Source organism: Chelativorans sp. M5D2P16, assembly GCF_034427935.1.
In the GTDB taxonomy this organism is placed as follows: domain Bacteria; phylum Pseudomonadota; class Alphaproteobacteria; order Rhizobiales; family Rhizobiaceae; genus Chelativorans.
The window spans coordinates 125,071-147,174 of the sequence record NZ_JAXQNM010000008.1 but is presented as its reverse complement, the minus strand read 5'-3'; the positions used below and the strand labels follow the sequence as shown (position 1 = coordinate 147,174).

24 protein-coding genes are annotated in these 22,104 nt (G+C 63.6%); 8 read left to right on the top strand and 16 right to left on the bottom strand.

The window, feature by feature from the left end:
* Nucleotides 1-3 precede the first annotated feature (3 nt).
* On the top strand, nucleotides 4-750 hold the full coding sequence (locus SIN08_RS03660) for an NUDIX hydrolase (protein WP_322450173.1): 747 nt from the start codon (nucleotides 4-6) through the stop codon (nucleotides 748-750).
* Between the two features lie 125 nt (nucleotides 751-875).
* Nucleotides 876-1,043, top strand: coding sequence for a 50S ribosomal protein L33 (gene rpmG, locus SIN08_RS03655; protein ID WP_322450172.1), 168 nt, complete (start codon nucleotides 876-878; stop codon nucleotides 1,041-1,043).
* 514 nt (nucleotides 1,044-1,557) lie between these two features.
* Here rpmG and SIN08_RS03650 read toward each other — a convergent pair.
* Together SIN08_RS03650 and SIN08_RS03645 are read right to left on the bottom strand one after the other, a co-directional pair.
* A complete protein-coding gene (locus tag SIN08_RS03650) occupies nucleotides 1,558-2,928 on the bottom strand; it encodes a PleD family two-component system response regulator (protein WP_322450171.1) in 1,371 nt (456 codons plus the stop codon).
* A gap of 39 nt (nucleotides 2,929-2,967) precedes the next feature.
* Complete coding sequence (locus SIN08_RS03645) at nucleotides 2,968-3,339, bottom strand: response regulator (RefSeq protein ID WP_322450170.1); 372 nt, start codon at nucleotides 3,337-3,339, stop codon at nucleotides 2,968-2,970.
* Nucleotides 3,340-3,555: 216 nt separating this feature from the next.
* Between SIN08_RS03645 and SIN08_RS03640 the strand changes: the two genes are divergently transcribed.
* Nucleotides 3,556-3,840 carry a DUF3572 domain-containing protein gene (locus SIN08_RS03640; protein WP_322450168.1) on the top strand — a complete coding sequence of 95 codons (285 nt, stop codon included), beginning with the start codon at nucleotides 3,556-3,558 and terminating at the stop codon, nucleotides 3,838-3,840.
* 32 nt (nucleotides 3,841-3,872) lie between these two features.
* On the opposite strand, the gene SIN08_RS03635 is transcribed toward SIN08_RS03640, so the two are convergent.
* Entirely contained in the window at nucleotides 3,873-4,448 is a 576-nt protein-coding gene (locus SIN08_RS03635; protein ID WP_322450167.1) for a GNAT family N-acetyltransferase, read from the bottom strand.
* 74 nt (nucleotides 4,449-4,522) lie between these two features.
* Here SIN08_RS03635 and SIN08_RS03630 point away from each other — a divergent pair, with 74 nt between their 5' ends.
* Entirely contained in the window at nucleotides 4,523-5,830 is a 1,308-nt protein-coding gene (locus SIN08_RS03630) for a DNA polymerase IV (protein WP_322450166.1), read from the top strand.
* A gap of 148 nt (nucleotides 5,831-5,978) precedes the next feature.
* On the opposite strand, the gene SIN08_RS03625 is transcribed toward SIN08_RS03630, so the two are convergent.
* From SIN08_RS03625 to SIN08_RS03610, 4 genes are all read right to left on the bottom strand, one after another.
* Nucleotides 5,979-7,025: a methyltransferase gene (locus tag SIN08_RS03625; RefSeq protein WP_322450165.1), complete on the bottom strand. Its 1,047-nt coding sequence runs from the start codon at nucleotides 7,023-7,025 to the stop codon at nucleotides 5,979-5,981.
* A gap of 38 nt (nucleotides 7,026-7,063) precedes the next feature.
* Nucleotides 7,064-8,035 carry a hypothetical protein gene (locus tag SIN08_RS03620; RefSeq protein ID WP_322450163.1) on the bottom strand — a complete coding sequence of 324 codons (972 nt, stop codon included), beginning with the start codon at nucleotides 8,033-8,035 and terminating at the stop codon, nucleotides 7,064-7,066.
* A gap of 60 nt (nucleotides 8,036-8,095) precedes the next feature.
* Nucleotides 8,096-8,578, bottom strand: a complete 483-nt coding sequence (locus SIN08_RS03615; protein ID WP_322450162.1) for an FAD/NAD(P)-binding protein — start codon at nucleotides 8,576-8,578, stop codon at nucleotides 8,096-8,098.
* Between the two features lie 289 nt (nucleotides 8,579-8,867).
* The gene (locus tag SIN08_RS03610) at nucleotides 8,868-9,917 is read right to left on the bottom strand and encodes an aldo/keto reductase (protein ID WP_322450160.1); all 1,050 of its coding nucleotides are present in this window, start codon (nucleotides 9,915-9,917) and stop codon (nucleotides 8,868-8,870) included.
* Nucleotides 9,918-10,186: 269 nt separating this feature from the next.
* Here SIN08_RS03610 and SIN08_RS03605 point away from each other — a divergent pair, with 269 nt between their 5' ends.
* Entirely contained in the window at nucleotides 10,187-11,584 is a 1,398-nt protein-coding gene (locus SIN08_RS03605; protein ID WP_322450159.1) for an MATE family efflux transporter, read from the top strand.
* On the opposite strand, the gene SIN08_RS03600 is transcribed toward SIN08_RS03605, so the two are convergent.
* Complete coding sequence (locus SIN08_RS03600; RefSeq protein ID WP_322450157.1) at nucleotides 11,565-11,993, bottom strand: hypothetical protein; 429 nt, start codon at nucleotides 11,991-11,993, stop codon at nucleotides 11,565-11,567. The two genes, SIN08_RS03605 and SIN08_RS03600, sit on opposite strands and share 20 nt — an antisense overlap.
* 190 nt (nucleotides 11,994-12,183) lie before the next feature.
* On the opposite strand from SIN08_RS03600, the gene SIN08_RS03595 reads away from it, so the two are divergent.
* The gene (locus tag SIN08_RS03595) at nucleotides 12,184-13,215 is read left to right on the top strand and encodes a DUF1176 domain-containing protein (protein ID WP_322450156.1); all 1,032 of its coding nucleotides are present in this window, start codon (nucleotides 12,184-12,186) and stop codon (nucleotides 13,213-13,215) included.
* Between the two features lie 4 nt (nucleotides 13,216-13,219).
* On the opposite strand, the gene SIN08_RS03590 is transcribed toward SIN08_RS03595, so the two are convergent.
* Together SIN08_RS03590 and SIN08_RS03585 are read right to left on the bottom strand one after the other, a co-directional pair.
* The gene (locus tag SIN08_RS03590; protein ID WP_322450155.1) at nucleotides 13,220-13,516 is read right to left on the bottom strand and encodes a Dabb family protein; all 297 of its coding nucleotides are present in this window, start codon (nucleotides 13,514-13,516) and stop codon (nucleotides 13,220-13,222) included.
* Between the two features lie 132 nt (nucleotides 13,517-13,648).
* On the bottom strand, nucleotides 13,649-14,122 hold the full coding sequence (locus tag SIN08_RS03585) for an Lrp/AsnC family transcriptional regulator (RefSeq protein ID WP_322450154.1): 474 nt from the start codon (nucleotides 14,120-14,122) through the stop codon (nucleotides 13,649-13,651).
* Nucleotides 14,123-14,313: 191 nt separating this feature from the next.
* Between SIN08_RS03585 and ald the strand changes: the two genes are divergently transcribed.
* Nucleotides 14,314-15,429, top strand: coding sequence for an alanine dehydrogenase (gene ald / locus SIN08_RS03580; RefSeq protein WP_322450153.1), 1,116 nt, complete (start codon nucleotides 14,314-14,316; stop codon nucleotides 15,427-15,429).
* A gap of 58 nt (nucleotides 15,430-15,487) precedes the next feature.
* On the opposite strand, the gene SIN08_RS03575 is transcribed toward ald, so the two are convergent.
* From SIN08_RS03575 to SIN08_RS03560, 4 genes are all read right to left on the bottom strand, one after another.
* On the bottom strand, nucleotides 15,488-15,961 hold the full coding sequence (locus SIN08_RS03575) for a DUF1203 domain-containing protein (RefSeq protein WP_322450152.1): 474 nt from the start codon (nucleotides 15,959-15,961) through the stop codon (nucleotides 15,488-15,490).
* Nucleotides 15,962-16,095: 134 nt separating this feature from the next.
* Nucleotides 16,096-16,662 carry a GNAT family N-acetyltransferase gene (locus tag SIN08_RS03570; protein WP_322450151.1) on the bottom strand — a complete coding sequence of 189 codons (567 nt, stop codon included), beginning with the start codon at nucleotides 16,660-16,662 and terminating at the stop codon, nucleotides 16,096-16,098.
* Nucleotides 16,659-17,510 carry a 3-mercaptopyruvate sulfurtransferase gene (sseA, locus tag SIN08_RS03565; RefSeq protein WP_322450149.1) on the bottom strand — a complete coding sequence of 284 codons (852 nt, stop codon included), beginning with the start codon at nucleotides 17,508-17,510 and terminating at the stop codon, nucleotides 16,659-16,661. The genes SIN08_RS03570 and sseA overlap by 4 nt, the downstream gene beginning before the upstream one ends.
* An 87-nt stretch (nucleotides 17,511-17,597) precedes the next feature.
* Entirely contained in the window at nucleotides 17,598-18,347 is a 750-nt protein-coding gene (locus SIN08_RS03560; RefSeq protein WP_322450148.1) for an alanyl-tRNA editing protein, read from the bottom strand.
* 157 nt (nucleotides 18,348-18,504) lie between these two features.
* Here SIN08_RS03560 and SIN08_RS03555 point away from each other — a divergent pair, with 157 nt between their 5' ends.
* Nucleotides 18,505-19,704 (top strand): alpha/beta fold hydrolase, encoded by a 1,200-nt coding sequence (locus SIN08_RS03555; RefSeq protein WP_322450146.1) that lies wholly within the window; start codon nucleotides 18,505-18,507, stop codon nucleotides 19,702-19,704.
* On the opposite strand, the gene SIN08_RS03550 is transcribed toward SIN08_RS03555, so the two are convergent.
* Together SIN08_RS03550 and SIN08_RS03545 are read right to left on the bottom strand one after the other, a co-directional pair.
* Complete coding sequence (locus SIN08_RS03550; protein ID WP_322450144.1) at nucleotides 19,701-20,741, bottom strand: cysteine synthase A; 1,041 nt, start codon at nucleotides 20,739-20,741, stop codon at nucleotides 19,701-19,703. The two genes, SIN08_RS03555 and SIN08_RS03550, sit on opposite strands and share 4 nt — an antisense overlap.
* 136 nt (nucleotides 20,742-20,877) lie before the next feature.
* On the bottom strand, nucleotides 20,878-22,092 hold the full coding sequence (locus tag SIN08_RS03545) for an MFS transporter (protein WP_322450143.1): 1,215 nt from the start codon (nucleotides 22,090-22,092) through the stop codon (nucleotides 20,878-20,880).
* Nucleotides 22,093-22,104: the final 12 nt, after the last annotated feature.

Here is a 22,104-nt window from a genome sequence, read left to right as displayed (position 1 = left end):
GGCATGATGCGCTTCGAAGACATGACACGGGCCGAGATCGACGCCTTCGAAGCACCGGATGTCGCCGCCGCTAGGGTCTTACGTCCGCGCGACGCGGCCACGCTGATCCTTCTCGACAGGTGCGCGGGCGGGCTTCGTGTCCTGATGGGCCGCCGGCACATGCGCCATGCGTTCATGCCGGGCCGCTTCGTCTTTCCCGGTGGGCGGACCGATCCTGCCGACAGCCGCATTCGGGTGGCGCATCCGCTTCATCCGGCGGAAGAGGCCAAGCTCATCGGCCCCGGCAACCGCGTCACGGCTGCCCGCGCCCGGGCGCTCGCCCTATCGGCCGTGCGCGAGACCTATGAGGAAACAGGCATCCTCATCGGACACAAGGCCCCGTTTGCCACAAGAAGCCCGCACTGGCAGGGCTTTGCCGAACACGGAATCAAACCCTCGCTCGACGGCCTGCGTTATATCGCCCGCGCCATAACCCCTCCCGGCCGCGTGCGCCGCTTCGACACGCGCTTCTTCGCCATCTGGCGCGAAGACGTCGCGCTCGAACTTGCCGAGGGCGGGCCGACGGACGAACTGGAGGAAATCGCCTGGCTGACCCTGGATCAGGCGCGAAGTGCCGACATCCCAATCATCACCCGCACAGTGCTGGACGACCTTCAACGTCGCATCGAAACCGACCCAGAACTGACGCCGGGCGCTCCCGTGCCCTTCTACTTCGTGCGCGCGAGCCACGCCAAGCGGGTGCTCTTGTAGCTTGCCCTCCACGGGCATGGGCTTGACATTCCGGGCATTGTCTTTATGTCTCCGCCGAAGTTTTCCGCGCCCTGCCGCGATCGCCGACGGGCCGCCCACATCACCACGAACAATGGACGAACACCATGGCCAAGGCCACGACCATCAAGATCAAGCTTCAGTCAACGGCCGACACGGGCTACTTCTACGTCACAAAGAAGAACAGCCGCACGATGACGGAGAAGATGACCAAGCGCAAATACGACCCGATCGCGCGCAAGCACGTCGAGTTCCGCGAGGCGAAGATCAAGTAGCGCCAAACACTTTCATGGATGCATTCACGGCGCCCTCGCGGGCGCCGTTTTCGTTGTAGGCTGCTCCAGCAGCGTTGCCGGCACGCCCGCGTGCAGCGTTCGGACAGGTGCAGGCCGCCGCCTTCGTGTTCGTTCCATGGGTGAGACCCGCACGGGACGGAGACGGGGCCGAGCGGCAGACGTCCCCTTCGGTCGCAGCGCCCGAGGCGCTCATCCAGAATACCCGTATATGTTGCAGGAAAGTGGGGGCCGGTCGGCGATCTGGCTGCGGTACGAGGAGGCCACTTACACCAGCGCCGGCCGGCCAACCCCACGGGACCCAGGAGATGCGGCGGACCTGAGCATCATGGGGCATTCGTGGGATACCGCTGAAGAACTCCCCGTCAGCGGTGTCCACCAATGGTTGCGACACTCGCGCAAATGAGCATGAAAATCAATACTTACTTAACTATTCGGCAGTGTCCAATTAAATTAGGGTAAATTTGTAACCATGCCCCTCTGCGAACCGGAGGGCTCAAGCTGCGGCGGCGACCTTGTTGCGGCCGCCGCTCTTGGCTTCGTACAGCGCCACATCCGCGCGTTTCAAAAGCGCTTCCACGGTGTCGCCGGGCTGCCGCATGGCGGCAACGCCGAGGCTTGCGGTAACCTCGAGCCCCTCCTCCCCCTTACCCGTGGGAAAAGGTTCGTGCGCGACCTCGGCACGGATGCGCTCGGCCACCTTCTCGGCGATGAAGAGTTCCGTGTCCGGCATGACGATGACGAATTCTTCCCCGCCGTAGCGGCAGACCAGATCGATCGCCCGCAGATTGGTGCGCAGGCGGGCGGCGAGTTCCTTCAAGACAGCATCCCCGCTGTCATGCCCCCATGTATCGTTGATGACCTTGAAGCGGTCGATGTCGATGAGGATAAGGGAGAGCGGGCGCTCGCGAGCGTCGGCCCTGTCGAACAGGGTCCGCAGGTGGCTGTCCAGATAACGCCTGTTGTGCAGGCCCGTCAGCGGATCGGTGACGGCCATCTCCACCGTCCGGGCGACGCTCGAGCGCAGGCTGTCATTATAGCGCTTGCGGCGGATCTGCGTGCGCAGGCGGGCGATCAGCTCCTGGCGCTCCACCGGGCGCAGAAGGTAATCGTTGACGCCCAGTTCGAGCCCGCGAATGACGCACTCCTCGTCGGCATCGCCCGCCAAAAGCACGATCGGCACCAGCCGCGTGCGCTCCAGTGCCCGCAATTGCGAGCAAAGCCGCAGCGGGTCGTATTCGGAAAACCCGGTGGCCACGACAATGCATTCATAAGCGGCCTCCGCCGCCTGAAGGAAGGCGGCCTGCGGCTTGGCCACGGTCTCTAGCGTGAATTGGCCGCGCAGCATCCGCTTCAAATGCCGGGCGGAAGCCTCGTTCTCCTCCACCAGGAGAACCCGGGCAATTTCCTCCTCGTCCTCGTTCCTTCTCTGCAAGAGCTGCTCGATGCCGATGTCGCGCGTCGTCGCGGCGCGCAGGCGCAACTCATCGGTCAGGGTCTTCAGGCGCACCAGGCTGCGCACCCGCGTCAGGAGCTGCAGATCGTTGACGGGCTTTGTGAGAAAATCGTCCGCGCCGGCCTCGAGCCCGCGCACCCGGTCGGCCGGCTGGCCGAGCGCGGTCACCATGATGACCGGAATATGGGTGGTGTCCGCGTCGGCCTTCAGCCGGCGGCAAACCTCGAAGCCATCCATGCCAGGCATCATGATGTCGAGCAGCACGACATCGACTTTGCTGGATTCGCAGATCTCGATGGCGTCCGGTCCGGAACGCGCAGTGACGACTTCGTAGTACTCCGCCAGCAGCCGCGCTTCCAAGAGCTTCAGATTGGCGGCGACATCGTCGACGACAAGGATGCGCGCGGTCATGGCCTGCCCCCGTTGTCCGTCATGCCCTCGGCCCCGCCATCAACTGTCTCCGAGATAGCTTTTGATGGTTTCGATGAAGTTCGGTACGGAGATCGGCTTGGAGATATAGGCCTCGCAGCCACCCTGACGAATACGCTCCTCGTCCCCCTTCATGGCGAAGGCGGTTACTGCGATCACCGGGATCGAATGCAATTCGTCGTCCTCTTTCAGCCACTTGGTGACTTCGAGGCCCGACACCTCGGGAAGCTGGATATCCATGAGGATCAGGTCGGGACGGTGATCGCGCGCCAGATCCAGCGCCTTCAGCCCGTTGCGGGTGCGCACCGTCTCATAACCGCTGGCCTCGATGAGGTCGCGGAAGAGCTTCATGTTGAGCTCGTTGTCCTCGACGATCATGACCTTCTTTGCCATCGGCTCCCCGTACCGCTGAAACGCTGCCCTCCCCAAGGCGGGTATAGGCGCACTCCCCCGTACTCCCAATCACCTTATGGCACAATTTGCTTTACGAAACGGAAAATTACAGCGTCGAATTGAGCATGTCCGCGCATCTTGGACTTGGGCCGCTTGCGCCAAGGCGGCGTTGCGCCTATCCGGTCCGGAGCCACGACATACCGGAGAATGCCGACCATGCAGCAGGAACAGGCCGAGGCAATCGCCATTCAGGCGCTCTCCTTCATCGCCGCCGATCCGGAGCTTCTGCCGCGCTTTCTGGCACTCACGGGGATCGAGGCAGGACAGATCCGGCAGGCGGCGCGCGAGCCCGGCTTTCTGGGCGGCGTCCTGCAATTCGTGCTTGCGCATGAACCGACCCTCCTGAGCTTCAGCGAACAGAGCGGCATCGCACCCGAGCACGTGGCGGCGGCGCGCCAGCACCTGCCCTTCGGCAAGGAAGATTGGGACATCCAGCCCTGAGCCGGCCAGCGTCCGGTCAGCGCGTTTTGCATTCACAGCACCAGCCGCATCAGGGGGCGCCCGACCTTCCTTTCCGCGACCACGACGAAGCCCGCCTTTTCAAAGACCCGGCGGGAGCCGACGAAAAGGCCGATGGAGCGCGAATCCTTCGATTGTGTCATCGGGCAGGCTTCCAGCACCCGCGCTCCCGCCGCGCGTGCAAACGCAATGCCCCCGCCGACCAGCGCGTGGGTGTGCCCGCATCCGCGCGCACCTGCGCGGACAAAGAAACAGGAGATCGCCCACACACCCTCGTCCCCGGCCGGTGCATCCTCCAGAGGCGCGGAGGCGCGGCCGCGATTGTTCCACTCCGGCACGTCGCCTCGCGGCCCGATCTGCATCCAGCCGTCAGCCCGTCCTGCTTCGAACAGGAGAAGCCCGGGCGGCGGGCCGGCGTCCACCCGCGCGCGCATATGGTCCTTGTTGCGCTGCCGGTTGTTGTCGCGCCGCACGGCCGGCGGCAGCCGGAAATGGGTGCACCAGCAGCCGTAGCAGGCGCCCTGCTTGCCGAACAAATCCTCGAATGCCGGCCAAAGCTCCGGCGTCAGCGGAACGACCGAAACCGCCATGTCCCCTCTCCCGGCTTGTGACGGTGGATGCCATGCAGTATCATAATGTTCCTATTATGTTCTCATGAGCCACCATGCCAGTCAAGGCCCCAGCGCAAGGCACCTGCCGCGACTGCCTTTCCCACACCGGAGAGAAGGAGCGCCGCTGCCGGTCCTGCGGCAGCCCGCGCGTGCTCCTGCATGACGAGCTCGACGCGCTGTCGCTCGCTCATATCGATTGCGACGCCTTCTATGCCGCGGTGGAAAAGCGCGACGATCCGAGTCTGCGCGACCGGCCGGTGATCATCGGCGGCGGCAAGCGCGGCGTGGTCTCCACCGCGTGCTATATCGCGCGCATTCACGGGGTGCGCTCGGCCATGCCCATGTTCAAGGCCCTGGAGGCCTGCCCCGAAGCCGTCGTCATCAAGCCCGACATGGAGAAATATGCCGGCGTGGGGCGGCAGGTCCGCGAGATGATGCAGGCCCTCACCCCGCTCGTCGAGCCGCTGTCGATCGACGAGGCGTTCCTCGACCTCTCCGGCACGGAACGGCTGCACGGGGCCTCACCCGCCCTCGTGCTCGCCCGGTTTGCACGACAGGTGGAGAAGGAGATCGGCATCTCCGTCTCGGTGGGCCTGTCCTACTGCAAGTTCCTGGCCAAGGTCGCCTCCGATCTCAACAAGCCGCGCGGCTTTTCGGTCGTCGGCCGGGCGGAAGCTCTTCCGTTCCTGGCGGAGCGGCCGGTCACCACGATCTGGGGCGTCGGCCGGTCCTTCGAAGCCACGCTCGCCCGCGACGGCATCCGCACCATCGGCCAGTTGCAGCGCATGGAGCGGGCCGACCTCATGCGCCGCTACGGCACGATGGGCGAGCGGCTCTACAGCCTTTCGCGCGGCCAGGACACGCGCACGGTGCAGCCGCGCGGCGAGGCCAAGAGCGTCTCGTCGGAGACCACCTTCGATCGCGACATCGCCGCCTTGGAGGATCTGGTGCCGGTGCTCAGGGGCTTGAGCGAGCGTGTCTCCTCACGGCTGAAAAAGGCGGGAATCGCCGGGCGGACCGTGGTCCTGAAGCTGAAGACGGCCGATTTCCGCATTCGCACGCGCAACCGTCAGTTGAGCGATCCCACGCGGCTTGCCGACCGCATCTTCCATACCGGTCTCGACATGCTGAAACGCGAGGCCGACGGCACGCGCTTCCGCCTGATCGGCATCGGCGTCAGTGACCTGACCGATGCCGCAAGGGCCGATCCCCCGGACCTGGTCGACCGCCTGTCCCACAAACGGGCCCTCGCCGAGGGCGCCATCGACAGCCTGCGCGAGAAATACGGGCGCGGCTCGGTGGAGACCGGCTACACCTTCGGCCGCGCCGGAAGGGCGCGGCCGCGGCAGGAGGACGGCTGAGGCCCTGCGTTACCCCGCAAAGGACGAGGGCTTAGATGCAGCGGGCGACCGGAATGCCCGCTGCCGCTCCTGAGAAACGAGGTGCGCCGGGACCGAACGCGGCGGGCAGCGCACCTCGTGAAAATTATCGGAGTTGCGGTTGCCGGGCTCAGTCGGCGACGCCTTCGACGACCGAGATGTAGCAACCGGTGTTGATGACCCGGTTCAGCCGCAAGCCGGCTCCGGCCAGAAGCCGGCCAAGTTCCTCCTCCGTGCGCTCGCGGCCGCCGTCATAGATGCCCATGGTAAGGATATCCATGTGCTTGCCCGGATGGGGCGTGTTGCCGGCCGGAAGGACCGGGTCCATTATGAGCACACGGCCGCCGGGATTCATCGCCGCCCGGCAGTTGCTCAGGATACGGATCGCGTCCTCGTCGCTCCAGTCGTGCATGATGTATTTGAGTATATAGACATCTCCGGGTGGACACGCTTTGAAGAAGTCCCCCGCCACCAGTTCCCAACGGTCATCGGCTCCCAGTTCGCCAAGGCGATTCCGCTCCAGGACGTGCGGCCGGTCGAACAACTTGCCGCGCACCGTCGGATTCTCGCGCAGCACGCGCAGCAACAGACCGCCCATTCCGCCGGCGATATCCACCACCGTCGCGCCCTCGGGAAAATCATAGCTGCGCACGAGAAACTGGTTCTCCACCTCCGACATGGACATCATACCGGCATGGAAATCCTTGGCCGACGCACCCTGGCTGGCCCAGTAGTCGAAGAAGGGCATGCCGAAGATTTCACGGAAGACCGGGTTCTTGTCGGCAGCCTTGGCGATCCCGGCAAGATTTCCGATCGGACGCCAGAATGTCTCGTCGGTGAGCATCAGCACCGCCTGACGCAACGACAGCTCCACGTCCGACCGAAGGAACTCCGCCGGCGGCGTCAATGCAAAGCGCCTATCCTCCTCCTCCCGGAAGATGCCGCGGGTGGCAAGCACGCGCAGCAATCGATACAGCCTGAGACTGTCCACTCCGGTAGCTTTGGCGAGTTCGTCGGCCGGCTTCGGTCCGTCGGCGAGATGATCGGCAACGCCGAGCATCGCAGCGGCACGAAGCGCGGCCGGGTAGGTGTATTCCATTACCTGCTCCAGCAGGAACAACGAAGCCGCTTCGCTTTCCGAAACGGGAACATCCTGTCTGCCAAAATGCTTATTCATATCTAATCTCCCAAAACAATCCTGCTCAATATACCACTTCAAACGGCTATCTTTTCGTCCACACCTCCATCTTTATTTGAACAGAGAATTCTTCTCTTTAGCTCATTGATGGCCAATCTTACTTGCGGGATAGCAAGGAATACTGCGCTTGATGTCATTATTTTCAGGTGCGTGGCGGACCCTGAAATCCATATATTTTCTTTTTCGTTCGTTCTTGGATTGCGAATCGACAGATCGTCGGCAAAATCGATTACAGATCCTTGCGGTTGAACCTCCTTATCCGGTATCAGCGCACCGGCCTCGTCAAAGGAATAGCGGTGGTTTTCAAAACCGGCGGCGCATACGACGGCATCAAACCGACGTTCGTCGTCCTCCCACGTCACCTTCCAGGGTTTTACGCGGGCATGCGATATCTCAACCGCAGTCACCTCTCCCCTCTTAATGCAAAGGTTATCATTATAGAGTAGTCTTAGAACTTTTCTTGCATTCGGAACTGCTATCGACGCAATATATCTCATCAATTTGCGTTTGAATTCTGGCTCTACATTGAATATTGATTCTTTAAAGTCTCTTATATGAATGTCGTTTATTGCGTCCACAAACCCTACAACAGAATTCTCCCATTTACAATAATTTCTTTCAGATATATTTATTTCCTCTTCTAATCGTCTTATCGCAGAAGATGAATTTGATAATTGGCGACTCACAGGAATATCGCCAAGCCTCTTAATTTCCTTGGCTAAGTAACGAAGATACTTTAACCTCAGCCTCGTAATATCCAACTGGGGGTCGTTGGGATCCCACAGAGACATCAATTGCATCAAAGCGCCTCGGTCTATGGGAAACCTGTCACCAGGAATAAGTCGCGTACGGACGGCGGGCAGTTCGCCCGATGGCGAGGTCATCGTCACTCGATGTCCCTCTCTGCATAGAAGAAGAGTGGCATCTATCGCAGATTGCTTGCTGCCGACGACCAACACTTCCGAATTTTTCGGTACTTTCGCCAGCATATCCGTTTCCGGGTACGGGCTCCTGGCGAAGGTGGCATGTTGAGAATACGGCTTGAAGATTCAGGGGACCTTGGGCGCCCCGTGTCCAGTGCAAATTATGACACTTTCTGCATTCAATTCTTCCTGGCGGAAACGGTCCGAAAGAACAAGCTGGTATTTGTAATTATTAATTAAAACTTTCCTGCAAACAAAATTCAGATATTTAACATCGATTCCTATAAGTTTAGCTTTTTCACTGTATTCATCAAATCTATCCTTTATATACTCTCCTACAATCCTCCTAGTGGTGTATGAAGTTTTCGACACGTTTAATTGCCGGCTTTTAAGGTATTCTAAAAAATCATCTTCATTATCCGGGTCCAGAGTTGTTATATCGACAGATGTGTTGCAGATAATTTCATCGTCGGTAGTCCCAAATACGACGCCGCCGATAGGTCGAGGGTCGATGACGTATATCGAGCCTGCAACCTCATGTTGAATAGCGGCCATGAGGGCACCAACGCCGGTGGCACCGCCACCGATGATTGCCAGCGTGCTAATCATTTTTCTAACCGATTATTTTGTCCCAATATGCGCCGGCGGCCCGCTCTCTAGCCTCGCTTTGCCAGCACAACCTAAGATAAACATAGCTTGTTGGATGTTTCAATCTTAAATGGATAAAAATTATAGATACACCCAGTGGGTGCAGCGCCTCACCAGCACCCGTGACGGAAAAACGCCAACGGCCGAAGCCGCTGGCTGGAACGTTCGAAGAGAAACGCCCTGTTCTGTTGTGCGCCTCGAAGCCTCGGAACCGGCTTTTTCTTCAGGGCTCCGAGCATTTCAAAGGCGGTCAGGGACAGGGGTTGCCGTGCTTCTGGTGCAGGGCGTCGACCGCGACCTGCATCTCCTCGGTCCATTCCACATCCGCCGCGTCCAGCGCCTCGTTGAGCTGCGCAAGCGTCGTGGCGCCGATGATGTTGGCGGTGAGAAAAGGCCGCGCGCAGACGAAGGCGTTGGCGAAGACGGCGGGGGACAGCCCGAAGGAGCGGGCGAGTTCGTTATAAGCGAGGATCGCCTCCGCCGCCCCGGGTTTCTCGTAGCGCTGCAGACGATCGAAGAGCTGCTTGCGCGAGCCCGCCGGCAGCGCGCCATGGTCGTATTTCCCGGTCAGATAGCCTTGTGCGAGCGGCGAGTAGGCCAGGAGCCCCACCTGTTCGCGAAACGCCACCTCGGCCAGGTTCACCTCGAAGGTGCGGTTGACGAGGTTGTAGGCGTTCTGCACGGAAACGGGCCGCGGTCCCACGCCCTTCTCGGATTCGCGGATAAAGCGCATGGCGCCCCAGGCGCTTTCGTTGGAAAGCCCGAGATGGCGGATCTTCCCCGCCTTCACCAGCTCCTGGAAGACGGCCAGGGTTTCGGCGATGGGCGTCTCGTCTTCGAACGGCTCGAGGGGCTTCGTCACCCTTGTCGGGTTCGAACCCCAGGCGATGGCCCGGTCCGGCCAGTGGATCTGGTAGAGATCGATATAGTCCGTCTGGAGTTTTGCGAGCGACTTGTCCACCGCATCCATGATGTCGGCGCGCACCAGCCGCGAAGGCCGGCCGCCGCGGAACCAGTCGTTTTCGGTGCGCCCCACCACCTTGGTGGCGAGGATCACGCGGTCACGGTTGCCGCGCGCCTTCATCCAGGTCCCGACGATCTCTTCCGTCCGTCCCTGCGTTTCGGCCCGCGGCGGGATGGGATAGAGCTCGGCCGTGTCGATGAAGTTCACCCCACGCTCGAAGGCGAGGTCCATCTGGGCATGGCCCTCTTCCTCGGTGTTCTGCTGCCCCCATGTCATGGTGCCGAGGCAGACCTTGGAGACATAGAGATCCGTGCGACCAAGGCGGCGCTTTTCCATGGCAGTCGTACTCCGAAATCAGCTGGTGCGCGGCGCACAGGGCCGCTCGGGAACGCGGCAGTATAGGCATCCTTCGCGGTGGCGCAACGCCGGGACCGCCGCCCTGCCAGCCGGCATCCATCAACGAAGCTGAACACGGCGGCAAAACAAATTGACTTGTCTGCCCGCCTCCATTCGCTATGACCGGCCTCGGGTGGCATTGCTCCTTAGCGCCGCCCACCGCCCGCGGTACCGATCCGCGGCGTAAGCCGTTCACGAAAGTCCGTGTCATGACAGCGCTGGTTTCAGGCGCGGGAGCGCCGCCGGTTCATTCCTGGCTTTCCGAGGCGCGCGCCACGCTGGCGCTCGCGTGGCCGATGATTCTGACCAATCTCGCCCAGACGGCCATGAACGTGACCGACGTGATGATGATGGGTCGGCTGTCGCCGCAGGCGCTGGCGGCCGGCACGCTCGGCCACAATCTCTATTTTCTGCCGCTCATCTTCGGCCTCGGGCTGATGCTGGCCACCTCGCCCATGATGGCGAGCGCGCTCGGCGGCAAGGTGCGCTCGCTGCGCGAGGTGCGGCGCACGACGCGCCAGGGGCTCTGGCTGTCGGTCGCCGTGGCGGTGCCCATGTGGCTTATCCTGTGGCACAGCGAAGCCATACTGCTCCTGATGGGGCAGGACCCCGCGCTCAGCGCCATGGCGGCCGACTACATGCGCCCGTTGCAATGGGCGGTGCTGCCCTTCTTCGGCTATATCGTGCTGCGATCCTTCATTTCCGCCCTGGAGCGGCCCGGCTGGGCGCTGGTGGTCGCCTTCTTCTGCGTCGGCTTCAACGTTCTGGCCAACTGGTGCCTGATGTTCGGCAATCTCGGCTTCCCCGCACTCGGGATCGTCGGTTCCGGCCTCGCCACCTCGCTGTCGAGTCTGTTTTTGTTTCTCGGCCTCGTCGCGGTGGTCTCCCTGGACCGGCAGTTCCGGCGCTATCGCCTGTTCGGGCGCTTCTGGCGGCCGGACTGGCCGCGCTTTGTCGCGCTCCTGAGGCTCGGCCTGCCGATCGCGGCGATCCTGACGTTCGAGGTATCGATCTTCAACGCCGCGGCTTTCCTGATGGGCCTCATCAATACGGTCTCGCTTGCCGCGCACGCCATCGCCATCCAGATCGCCTCGATCAGCTTCATGGTGCCGATGGGGCTCGGGCAGGCCGTGACGGTGCGGGTGGGCCGCGCCTTCGGTGCCCGCAATGCCGATGCCGTCACCCGGGCCGGCTGGACCGCCTTCGCGCTGGGCGTCGGCTTCATGGCGGTCATGGCCCTGGTGATGGTCACCGCGCCGCGCCTGCTCATTGCCGGCTTCCTGGACCTCGACGCCCCGGAGAACCAGCCGGTGATCACGATGGCCGTCACGTTTCTGGCGCTCGCCGCGCTTTTCCAGATCGTCGACGGCGCGCAGGCGGTCGCCAGCGGCATGCTGCGCGGCCTGCACGACACCACCGTGCCGATGATTTACGGGGCGATCGGATACTGGGGGGTCGGCCTGCCGCTCGGCGTCGTCCTCGCCTTCCCCCTCGGCTATGAAGGGGTCGGCGTGTGGCTCGGCCTCTTCACGGGACTCGCGGTCGTCTCCGTGCTTCTCTTGTCGCGCTGGCTCGGGCGCGCGCGGCTCATGCCTTGCGACGCCTGAGGCGGCGACGCTTGGCCTCGTCGATCAGCGTGTTGGCAACCTGCATGCGGATGATCGCGCGCGCCCGCAGATGCTCCGGCACGCGGTCGGGGTGATTGCGGAAGGCGAAGTCGCGGCGCAGCCGGTCGAGTTCGCGCGGCTTCGTCCTGTCGCCGAGGCCGAGTTCCCGGGCGATTTCCTCGGGATCGACCGAGGGTACCGGAATGTGCGCGGCATCCCGCCCTGCCGCGAAATGGCGATAGGCGGCCTCGACGCCGTCCTCGGTGATGCTGATGCGACCGGAGTGAAGTTCCTCCACCACGCTCAGATAATCGAGATGGACATCATGTGGGGCATCGCTCTCCCGGCCATGTTCGGCCAGAAGCTCGTCGAGAACGCTTGCGAAATCGCGCGGAGCGCGCCGTCCCATGTGGCCCCGTCCGTCCCTGGTAAGATCGGATCGCAGGCTAAAACCGGCGGCGTTAAGAAAGGTCTTCCGGCGCGGCGAAAAATTTAAGCGAATCGAGGCTCTTCTTCCGGCACGGGCCGCACCGCCTTCAAATGCCCACCTTGCGTGCTATCCTCGCGCGCATCTGGCGCACGATCCGCGGAGCATTCCGATGAAGCGACACATTCTTCTTGCGGCGATGGCCTCGTTCTGGCCGGCGCAGCCTCTTTTCGCGGCCGAGCCGGCCTATCTCGACGACCGCTCGACGCCTCAGTCGCTGGTCCGCTCGCTCTACAATGCGATCGACCGGCAGGAATACGCCCGCGCCTACGCCTATTTCGACCCGCCTCCGGCCGAGACGCTGGACGCTTTCGCCGAGGGCTATGCCAATACCGCCGGTGTGGATCTCGTCACCGGCACCGCCTCGGAAGAGGGCGCGGCGGGCAGCATCTACTACGCGCTGCCCGTCGCCATCCGCGCCCGTCATGATGACGGCGGGGAAGAAATCTTCGCCGGCTGCTATCAACTTCGCCAGATCCAGCCCAGCGTGCAGACGACGCCGTACCAGCCGCTTTTCATTGAAGAGGGCGCGCTGGAACCCGCTGAGGCACCGCTGGAGGAAGCGCTGCCGGAAAGTTGCGGCGATGGCACTCCCGTCGAAGCGCGGGATGCCAGGCTCGAGGAGGCGGAGGCGCTGTTTACCAGCCTCTACGCCGACACCTGCAACCTTGAGGCGGCGGGAGAGGAAGCGCCGGAAAGCCATGTCATCCGCTTCAACCGCATGGACGACCCTGCGGATGCCCCGCAGAGGGAGGCGCGGCTCTTCCGCTTCCTGTGCGAGCGCGGCGCCTACAACGAGATCCACGTCTATTTTCTTGCCCATGAGGGCGGCGAACTGCTGCCCTTGCGATTCGCCACCCCGGAGCTGGACATCCGCTACGAGAACGACGATCCGGCGGGACGCGTGGAAGACCTGCGCGTGATCGGCTACACCGCCGACGACCTTCTGGTGAACTCGCGCTTCGATCCGGATACGTTCGAACTCGTCTCCAACGCCAAATGGCGCGGAGCCGGCGACGCCTCCTCCTCCGCGATCTGGCTGTTCCGCTCCGGCGTCTTCACCCTCGTCAAATATGCCGTGGACGCCTCCTACGACGGGGACATCAACCCGGAAGTCGTGCTCGACTTCCACACCGGGCCATAGCGGATCACCCGCCCGCCTTGGAGACGAAATCGGCGGCTACCCGCATCTCGCGCAGCGGGCGCACGCGGGCGATGCATTCGGCGTAGATCGGGTGGGCCTTGTAGGCGGCGAGCGCCTCCTCGTCACGGAACTCGCCATAGACGACCACGTCCACCTCTCCGCCGATCTGATCGACCTTGCGGTTGATGCCGACCTCGAAAAAGTCGCTGTGGGGAATCCGGCCCAGCATGCCGAGTTCCTCCGCGATGCGCTCCACGTCCTCGCGCTTCCTGGCGCTGAAGAAGACGATATGACGAATCATGTTCTGTCTCCCGGAATATCGTCGGGCAACCTCGCGCTGCGAGATGAAAAGTCAACATACACACTGCCGCGCCTCCCCCAACTCGGGGACCGGTCCTGCATGCTTCCTGCAAACGAAGCGACGGACCGCGCGTCAGGCCATTTCCGGCTTGATGCCGATCGCCGTGCGGTCGATCACCTCGCGCAGTGCAAAGGAAGAGTTGATCTTGATGACGTGCGGCATACCCGTGAGCCATTCCTTATGGATACGCTCGTAGTCTTCCAGATCGCGCGCGGCGATCCGCAGGATGTAGTCGTACTCGCCCGACATCAGATGACAGGAAAGCACGTTCGGGCAGCGCTTCACCGCCGCCTCGAACTCGGACAGCGTCTTTTCGAACTGCCCGGACAGCGAGATATGGACGATCACCGTCATCTTGTGGCCGAGCGCGGCATTCGACAGCCGCGCGTGATAGCCCTTGATGATACCGGCCTTCTCCAGATTGTCGAGCCGGCGCGAGCAGGCCGACTGCGACAGGCCGACCCTTTCGGCCAATGCCGCGTTGGAGATGCGCCCGTCCTTCTGAAGAAGGCTGAGTATCGCAACATCGATCCTGTCCAGCGGCATTTTTTCAGATACCCCTGCAGCAGGAAAACTCCGTTTGTCGGATCATTTTCGCTCTTTCCATCACAACTTGTCGAATTAGCGCAAGGACTATCGAAATTTCACGCGGAACGCAAATGCATTCGCAAGGACATGCGAGCCGGTCTGTGGTCTCCTAACAGAATACCAATTTTCCTCGCAGGGAGATCGAGGCGATGCGTGTTGGTTGCCCGAAGGAGATCAAGAACCACGAATACCGCGTCGGTCTGACGCCGGGGGCCGTGCGCGAATATGTCGCCCACGGACACGACGTGCTGGTGGAAAGCGGGGCCGGTGCCGGCATCGGCGCCGACGACAATGCCTATCGCGCCGCCGGCGCGGCGATCGCCAAGTCGGCCGAAGAGGTCTTCGCGCGCTCGGACATGATCGTCAAGGTCAAGGAACCGCAAGCCTCCGAGTGGGTGCAACTGCGCGAGGACCAGATTCTCTACACCTACCTGCACCTCGCCCCCGATCCGGACCAGACGAAGGGGCTGGTGGCATCGGGCGTGACGGCGGTGGCTTACGAGACGGTGACGGACGAGCGCGGCGGGCTGCCGCTTCTCGCCCCCATGTCGGAGGTCGCCGGACGGCTTGCGATCCAGGCCGGCGCGACCGCCTTGCAGAAGGCCAATGGCGGGCGCGGCGTTCTGCTCGGCGGCGTGCCGGGCGTCCTTCCGGGCAAGGTGGCGATCATCGGCGGCGGCGTGGTCGGCCTCAACGCCGCCAAGATGGCGATCGGCCTCGGCGCGGACGTCACCATCATCGACCGCTCGATCCCGCGCCTGCGCCAGCTCGACGACATCTTCAACGGCCGCGTGCACACACGCTATTCCACGGTCGAGGCGGTGGAGGAGGAATGCTTCTCTGCGGACGTGATCGTCGGTGCGGTGCTCATTCCGGGTGCTGCGGCGCCGAAGCTCGTCACTCGGGAGATGCTATCGGGTATGAAGGCCGGGGCCGTGCTCGTCGACGTGGCGATCGACCAGGGCGGCTGCTTCGAGACCTCGCACCCCACCACTCATTCCGAGCCGACCTTCGCGGTGGACGGCATCATCCATTATTGCGTGGCCAACATGCCGGGCGCGGTGCCGGTCACCTCCACCCATGCGCTGAACAACGCCACGCTCCACCACGGCCTGCAGCTTGCCGACAAGGGCCTGAAGGCGCTCGCCGACGACCCGAACCTGCGCAACGGCCTCAACGTCCACCGCGGCCGCATCACCAACCGCGCCGTGGCCGAGGCTCTGGGCTATGAGATGTCCGAGCCGAGGGCCGTCCTGGCCGCCTGAGGCGGATGACCCGGAGAGCCTCCTGAAGCCCGCCTGCCTCTCGGAGGCGGGCTTTCTTTCAGGCGCGCTCGAGGCGGCACTGGTAACAGTTGTAGCGCGCCGAGCGCAGATGCAGATAGGCGACGTCCGGCCACTGAAGGAGTTCGTGCGCACGCGTGCAAACATGCTGCGTTGGCACCACGCCACCGGTGCCGTAGACGATCCGGTCGTCTTTGCCATAGCCGCGCATGAGGAATTCCGTCGAAGCGCGGAAGATCTCCGGCATCACGTCCCCCTCTTCCGCCCGCAGGCATTCCTCGGCACAAAGGAAAATCGGCCCGGTTTCCGCATAAGGCTGCAAGCGCGGAAACGGCCGGTAGGCGAGAACCAGATAAGGCTTTCCCGCCGACACGTTGCGCAGACAATGCCGGCAGGGCACGCCGTCGCCGTTCGAGATCCGGCGCTCCGGCGGATCGCCATAGGCGTCGGGTTCGCCGGCCTGGAAGGCCCGTGCCTCTTCCGTGGACACCGCAACGAATCGGATGAGGGCCATGCTTCTTCTCCCTGTTGCCTCGGAGAAGGCTAGAAGCATGTACGGGGCAAAACCAACCGATTCCGGATCGCCCGCAACACCGCTAACACCGCTGTACCTATTTTGCTAGGTGGTTCCACGTGCTGCAAGATGCCTCAGCGCAGCAGCACCTCGGCGCGCTTCTCGGGCGTCATCTCCGGCACGGTCTCCTCGCGCCGCCAAATCGGCGCGAAGCCCATCTTCTGGTACAGCCCCAGCGCCGCCGGGTGGTCCAGCGTGCAGGTCTCGACGGTCACGAACCGGGGATCGTGCGCCCATGCCGCGCGGATGGCCGTTCCCAGGAACCAGCGCCCCAGCCCCTTGCCGATCGCGTGCTCGATCAGGCCGAAATGCACCAACCGGCATTCCTCCGCCGACAGGAGCCGCAACTCGAAAAATCCGGCGGGGCAGCCGTCCATATAGAGCGTGCGGATGTCGGTCCGCGCGCTGGAAAGCCGCTCCGAAAGGTCCGCATCGGACAGTGTGAGCGCGGCCGTCCAGTTCCATCTGCGGCCCACGCGGTCATAGAGATAGCGGTAGAAGTTCAGTGGCATGGCGTGACAGCGCAGCAGTGCAAGCTGCGGCCGCGCGGGCGCAGGCGGATAAGACCGCGGCGGCTGCGTCATCTGCAGGCGTGTCACGGTTGCATGCAGTTGTCCCTGAGTGGTGGCTTGGGCGTTCATTCGCTCCCCGTAGCAACAGGTGTGTCGTTCCGCGCGCCCCACTCGCTCCACGAGCCGTCATAGAGCCGGTTGTCGTGATGGCCAAGCGACTCCAGCGCAAAGGTGATGGCCGCGGCCGTCACGCCGGAACCGCAGGAGGTCACGACCGGTCGGTCGAGATCGAGGCCTGCGCTTTCCAACTGCGCCCGCAAGCGGTCGAGCGGCAGCAAGCTGCCCCCTTCGGAAAGGGTCGTCGTCGGCACGTTGCGTGCGCCCGGCATATGGCCGGAGCGCACGCCGGGCCGCGGTTCCGGCTCCGCTCCGGTGAACCGTCCCGCCGGCCGCGCGTCGGCGATCTGCGTCTCGCCCGTCTCGACGATCCGCCGCATATCGGCCAGCGAGGCCACCCGGCTTTCATCGAAATTCGAGATAAAGGTGGTGGGGGCTATCTTGGTCGGCGCATCGGTTACCGGCCGTCCTTCCGCTCGCCAGCGGTCGAAACCGCCGTCCAGGAGATAGACCTTCTCCGCGCCCATAACCCGGAACATCCACCACACGCGGGGCGCGGAAAAGAAGCCAGGCCCGTCATAGACGACGATCGTGTCGTCGTCGGAAATGCCCATGCTGTTGACGAAACGTTCGAAGGTGAGCGGGGCCGGCAAGGCGTGCGGCAGATCGGAATCGGGGTCGACCACAAGGTCCTGGTCGAAGAAGACGGCACGGGAAATGTGCGCCGCCTCGAACTCCGCTTTCGCGTCGCGCCCCTGCGCCGGCAGATACCAGGAGCCGTCGACGATCGACAATCCAGGCTCGTGAAGGCGTTGCTCCAGCCAGTCGGCCGAGACGACGAAAGGGCTTTTCTCGCTCATGGGTTCATTGCACTCCGGCGGGTGATGAAGGCCGTCCTCGGCAAAACATAGGAAGCCGCTGCAAACGACAAGGGCAGCGAGGGCTCCTCAGCCGGCCGGCAGCGGGCCGAAACGGATGCGGAAGCGGCGGTTTTCACGGCCCTTCTTTTCGATCTTGCCGATATGGATCGCACCGATCTCGCCCGTACGCGCCACATGCGTGCCGCCGCAGGGCTGGCTGTCGATGGAAGCATCTTCGCCGATGCAGACGAGGCGGATGCGACCGGCGCCCGAAGGCGGGCGCACGTTCTTCGATTTCACGAGCCCCGGATTGGTTGCCAGTTCCGCCTCGCTGATCCAGCGCGTGAAGACCGGATGGTCCGCGTCCACGAGTTCCATCAGATTCTCCGTGACGCTTTCCTTGGTGAAGCCGGTCTCTGGAAGATCGAAATCGATCCGCGAATCTTCCTCGCCGACGGACGCGCCCGTGATCGGGAAGGGACAGATGGCGCTCAGAAGATGACAGGCCGTGTGCATGCGCATCAGCCGGTGGCGGCGCTCCCAGTCGATCTCCAGCAGCACCCTTTCGCCAGCCTCGGGCAAGGCCGCGCCGGCGGCGGGCACATGGATGATCTCGTCCTTGGTGCGCCCCGTCACCGTCGCGGCGATCGTGACCGCCGTTCCGTCGGCGCGCGTCAGCACGCCGGTATCGCCCGGCTGACCTCCGGAGGTGGCGTAGAAGACGGTGCGGTCGAGAATGATGCCGCCCCGGTCGTTGGTGCCGAGAACCGCCGCCTCGGCCGACTTCAGATAAGGCTCATCCCGAAAAAGCGCTTCTGTCCGTGACAACTGTTCCACAACAGGCTCCCTGCACTTCGGCGAATGCGGATCGCGCCGAAACCCTACTGCCACCGGACACACTTTGGAAGCGGGGTGTTTTCAATTCCCGTGCAAGCTGTGGCAGAATGTCTGAGGCATGGCGCGCTGTTCTGATTGGTCCCAAGGAGGGGGAGCCATGATGCACCATTTCGAGAAGCTACGGATCGGGGTCTGTCTTGCGGCTGCTCTCGTAATGACCGGCTGTTCGATCGAGCCGCGTGCCCCCGGAGCCTTTTATCAGGCCGAAACCGACCTGGCCGGTTCACCCGGGGAAATCATCCGCGCCGAACCCCTCTATGGCGCACCGAAGGGGGCCCGCGCCTGGCGCGTGCTCTACCGCTCAACCGGCCTGAGCGGCGAGCCGATTGCCGTTTCCGGCGTAATCGTGGCGCCCGGCGAGGCGGCCGAAGAACCGCGGAAGGTCGTCGCCTGGGCACATCCGACGACGGGCGTCGCCGACCGTTGCGCCCCGTCCCTCGGCGCAAGCTTCTTCGGCACCGTCCCGCAACTCGAGAGTTTCCTGCAGCGCGGCTACATTATTGCCGCCACGGACTATCCGGGCCTCGGAACCGCCGGCACACACCCCTACCTCGTCGGTCTGAGCGAAGGGCGCGCCGTGCTCGATTCCGTCCGTGCGGCAATACAGTTGCCCGATGTAAACGCGGCGAACGAATTTGCCGTGTGGGGTCATTCGCAAGGCGGCCACGCGGCCCTGTTCGCCGGGCAGCTGGCGGCGGACTATGCACCGGACCTGAAACTCTCCGGCGTCGCTGCGGCGGCGCCTGCAACCGACCTCGTGGCACTCTTCAAGGACGACATCTCCATGAAGGCGGGCAAGGTGCTGACGGCCTACGCCATATGGTCCTGGAACCGCATCTACGACGCTCCGCTCTCCGGATTGATGGACGAGGCCGCGATCTCAGCCATGGATCGGCTTGCGAAGGACTGCCTCGAAGGCAAGCTCCAGGGGTTCGTGGTAGCGGAACGGGAACGCGGTATCGACCGCGACTTCCTGCAGACCGATTTGACGGAAGTCGCGCCTTGGAAGTCCCTTCTTACCCGCAATTCCCCGACACCGGGCCTGACCGGCGCACCGGTTCTCCTCGCGCAGGGAACGGCGGACCCGGTTGTTCAGCCGGCTGTAACGCTCGGTTACGCCCGTGCCGCCTGTCGCGCCGGCACTCCCCTCAGTTTCATTCTGCAAAACGGTGCGGACCATCTCGGCGTCGTCAAACAGGCCGGCGCGAGCGCCGCTGGCTGGATCGCCGATCGCCTCGAGGGCGCCACACCGCCATCGGATTGCAACGATCTGCCGACGCTGCCGGCATCCGGCTAGCTTGCCGGCACTTCCTCGAAGGGGACGGCAATATCGGGCTGCTTTTCCATCCAGTCCGGCACCGGCAGATCTTTTTCGCGCAGGAAGGCCGGGTTAAAGAGCTTCGACTGATAGCGCGTGCCGTAATCGGCGAGCACGGTGACAATGGTATGCCCGGGTCCCATATCCCTGGCGAGGCGGATGGCGCCGGCGATGTTGATACCGGTCGAGCCGCCGAGGCAGAGGCCTTCCTCCTGCACCAGGGCGAAGACGATCGGCAGTGCCTCGGCGTCCGTGATCTGGTAGGAGAAATCCGGCCGGAAGCCGTCGAGGTTCGCCGTCACGCGCCCCTGGCCGATACCTTCCGTGATCGAGCTTCCCTCCGATTTCAGTTCGCCGGTGGTGTAGTAGCTGTAGAGTGCGGCGCCCATCGGATCGGCGAGCGCGATCTTGATGTCCGGGTTCTTCGCCTTCAGCCCCTCGCCCACGCCGGCGAGCGTGCCGCCGGTGCCGACGGCGGAGACGAAGCCGTCCACCTTGCCGTCGGTCTGGCGCCAGATCTCCTCGGCCGTCGTGGCGATGTGGCCGTCGCGGTTGGCGACGTTGTCGAACTGGTTGGCCCATATGGCGCCGTTCGGCTCGGTGCGGGCAAGCTGTTCGGCCAGTCGTCCGGAAAGCTTCACGTAATTGTTGGGGTTCCGGTAAGGCACCGCCGGGACCTCGATCAGCTCCGCACCGAGAACGCGCAGGGCATCCTTCTTCTCCTGGCTCTGGGTTTCGGGGATGACGATGATCGTGCGGTAGCCGAGCGCCTTTGCGACCAGGGTCAGGCCTATGCCGGTATTGCCGGCCGTGCCCTCGACGATCACGCCGCCGGGTCGCAGGAGCCCCTTCCTCTCCGCGTCGCGGATGATGAAAAGGCCCGCCCGATCCTTGACCGACTGGCCGGGGTTCATGAATTCCGCCTTGCCGTAGATCGCGCAGCCGGTTTCCTCAGAAGCGCGTCGAAGGCGGATGAGCGGCGTGTTGCCGATGGTTTCGATGACCGATGGCTGCATGGAAGTTCCTCAACTGTATGTGAGGAAACTAGAAACCGCCGCCTAGCCTGGCAAGGCGCATTTTTGCGCCGTGGCGGCGGGGGCTGGCATATGGTTCGCCCGCTGTGAAGCCGCGAAAGACAGTTTTTCCGCCGGTCTACCGCTCCGCCAGACGGACCGAGGCGCGTTCGGGACGTGCGTCACGCGAGAGGAGATAAACGAGCGCAGCACTCGTCATGGCGATCGCATAGGAAGCGAAAAGAACTTGATAGGCAGCGGCCGGCTCGCTAGGCACCGTCGCCGCCGTGACGACAGCGCCCGCCAGCAATTGCATGACCCCGGTGCCGCCGATGGAAAAGAAATTGAGAAGCGTTACGCCCCGTCCGGTCAGATGCGCAGGAAAAAAGGCGCGGCCATGGGCGATCAGCAGGCCATAGCTGCCGCCGGCCAGCCCGACGACGACCATCGCCACGGTTGTTGGCGTGATCCCGGCCTGCGGATATGTGGCCAGCCAGACAAGACCGACGACGCTCATGACAGCGCCACCGAAGGCAATCCACTTGCGCGTCCCGAAGATCGTGTCGAGCGGCCCATAGACAAAGGCGCCCGCCACCATGGCGAGCGCCATGAACAGGGTGACGTTGCCGATGAGCAGCGCCTCGGCGCCATAGACGTCGGCCAGGAAAGGCCCGGCCCACAGCCCGCGTATTCCGGCAGCAGCGGCGGTACAGAGCGCGACCAGCGGAAAGATCGGCCACAGGGCGCGCAGCCGCAAAAGCTCCAGATAGCCCTTGAGCCCCGCAGAACCTACGCTCACCTGCTCGATCGCCGGATCACGCACGAAAGCCCGGATCGCCGCAGCGACCAGAAGGGTCGCCGCACCGATTCCGAGCATCACGTTGCGCCACCCGAACGCCTCGGCGGCAGCCGCGAGCGGCGAGGTGCCGAGGACATTGCCCAGCATGCCGACGGCCATCAGCCAGGAGGTGAGCACCGCCAGACGAGCCGGCGAGAAGGTCTTGGCGAAAATGAAGACCGAGGCCATGAGGATGGGCGCGCAGCCCATGCCGATCAGGGCCATGGCGGCGATCACCATCCACGGCGCGACGGCCAGGGCCAGAAGCACGGAGCCGCCGCCGGCGCACAATGCCAGCATCAGGCTGGCGGTGCGCTTCGGTCCGTAGCGGTCGAGCCAAACGCCAACGGCGAACTGCATCAGCGCGAAGACGACGAACCAGACGCCCGAAGCGGCCGACAACTGCGCCTTGGTGGCGCCGAGTTCCGCCGTCAGCGCCGGTGTGAGAACGGCGAGAGACGTGCGATAGAACTGCGAGAGAACGTATGCCGCCGCCAGGGCGGCAATGCCTGCCATCGATCAGCCTCC

Bases quoted from the DNA above. Each gene is read 5' to 3' on its own strand.
- SIN08_RS03635 (WP_322450167.1), bottom strand. From the start codon at position 4,448: ATGGCGGTTTCGGTCGTTCCGCTGACGCCGGAGCTTTGGCCGGCATTC.
- SIN08_RS03640 (WP_322450168.1), top strand. From the start codon at position 3,556: ATGCAGCAGGAACAGGCCGAGGCAATCGCCATTCAGGCGCTCTCCTTC.
- SIN08_RS03630 (WP_322450166.1), top strand. From the start codon at position 4,523: ATGCCAGTCAAGGCCCCAGCGCAAGGCACCTGCCGCGACTGCCTTTCC.
- SIN08_RS03615 (WP_322450162.1), bottom strand. From the start codon at position 8,578: ATGATTAGCACGCTGGCAATCATCGGTGGCGGTGCCACCGGCGTTGGT.
- SIN08_RS03585 (WP_322450154.1), bottom strand. From the start codon at position 14,122: ATGCCGCTGGACAGGATCGATGTTGCGATACTCAGCCTTCTTCAGAAG.
- SIN08_RS03600 (WP_322450157.1), bottom strand. From the start codon at position 11,993: ATGGGACGGCGCGCTCCGCGCGATTTCGCAAGCGTTCTCGACGAGCTT.
- sseA (WP_322450149.1), bottom strand. From the start codon at position 17,510: ATGAGCGAGAAAAGCCCTTTCGTCGTCTCGGCCGACTGGCTGGAGCAA.
- SIN08_RS03610 (WP_322450160.1), bottom strand. From the start codon at position 9,917: ATGGAAAAGCGCCGCCTTGGTCGCACGGATCTCTATGTCTCCAAGGTC.
- SIN08_RS03645 (WP_322450170.1), bottom strand. From the start codon at position 3,339: ATGGCAAAGAAGGTCATGATCGTCGAGGACAACGAGCTCAACATGAAG.
- SIN08_RS03590 (WP_322450155.1), bottom strand. From the start codon at position 13,516: ATGATTCGTCATATCGTCTTCTTCAGCGCCAGGAAGCGCGAGGACGTG.
- SIN08_RS03545 (WP_322450143.1), bottom strand. From the start codon at position 22,092: ATGGCAGGCATTGCCGCCCTGGCGGCGGCATACGTTCTCTCGCAGTTC.
- SIN08_RS03605 (WP_322450159.1), top strand. From the start codon at position 10,187: ATGACAGCGCTGGTTTCAGGCGCGGGAGCGCCGCCGGTTCATTCCTGG.
- SIN08_RS03550 (WP_322450144.1), bottom strand. From the start codon at position 20,741: ATGCAGCCATCGGTCATCGAAACCATCGGCAACACGCCGCTCATCCGC.
- SIN08_RS03660 (WP_322450173.1), top strand. From the start codon at position 4: ATGATGCGCTTCGAAGACATGACACGGGCCGAGATCGACGCCTTCGAA.
- SIN08_RS03620 (WP_322450163.1), bottom strand. From the start codon at position 8,035: ATGCTGGCGAAAGTACCGAAAAATTCGGAAGTGTTGGTCGTCGGCAGC.
- SIN08_RS03575 (WP_322450152.1), bottom strand. From the start codon at position 15,961: ATGGCCCTCATCCGATTCGTTGCGGTGTCCACGGAAGAGGCACGGGCC.
- rpmG (WP_322450172.1), top strand. From the start codon at position 876: ATGGCCAAGGCCACGACCATCAAGATCAAGCTTCAGTCAACGGCCGAC.
- SIN08_RS03570 (WP_322450151.1), bottom strand. From the start codon at position 16,662: ATGAACGCCCAAGCCACCACTCAGGGACAACTGCATGCAACCGTGACA.
- SIN08_RS03650 (WP_322450171.1), bottom strand. From the start codon at position 2,928: ATGACCGCGCGCATCCTTGTCGTCGACGATGTCGCCGCCAATCTGAAG.
- SIN08_RS03555 (WP_322450146.1), top strand. From the start codon at position 18,505: ATGATGCACCATTTCGAGAAGCTACGGATCGGGGTCTGTCTTGCGGCT.
- SIN08_RS03625 (WP_322450165.1), bottom strand. From the start codon at position 7,025: ATGAATAAGCATTTTGGCAGACAGGATGTTCCCGTTTCGGAAAGCGAA.
- SIN08_RS03595 (WP_322450156.1), top strand. From the start codon at position 12,184: ATGAAGCGACACATTCTTCTTGCGGCGATGGCCTCGTTCTGGCCGGCG.
- ald (WP_322450153.1), top strand. From the start codon at position 14,314: ATGCGTGTTGGTTGCCCGAAGGAGATCAAGAACCACGAATACCGCGTC.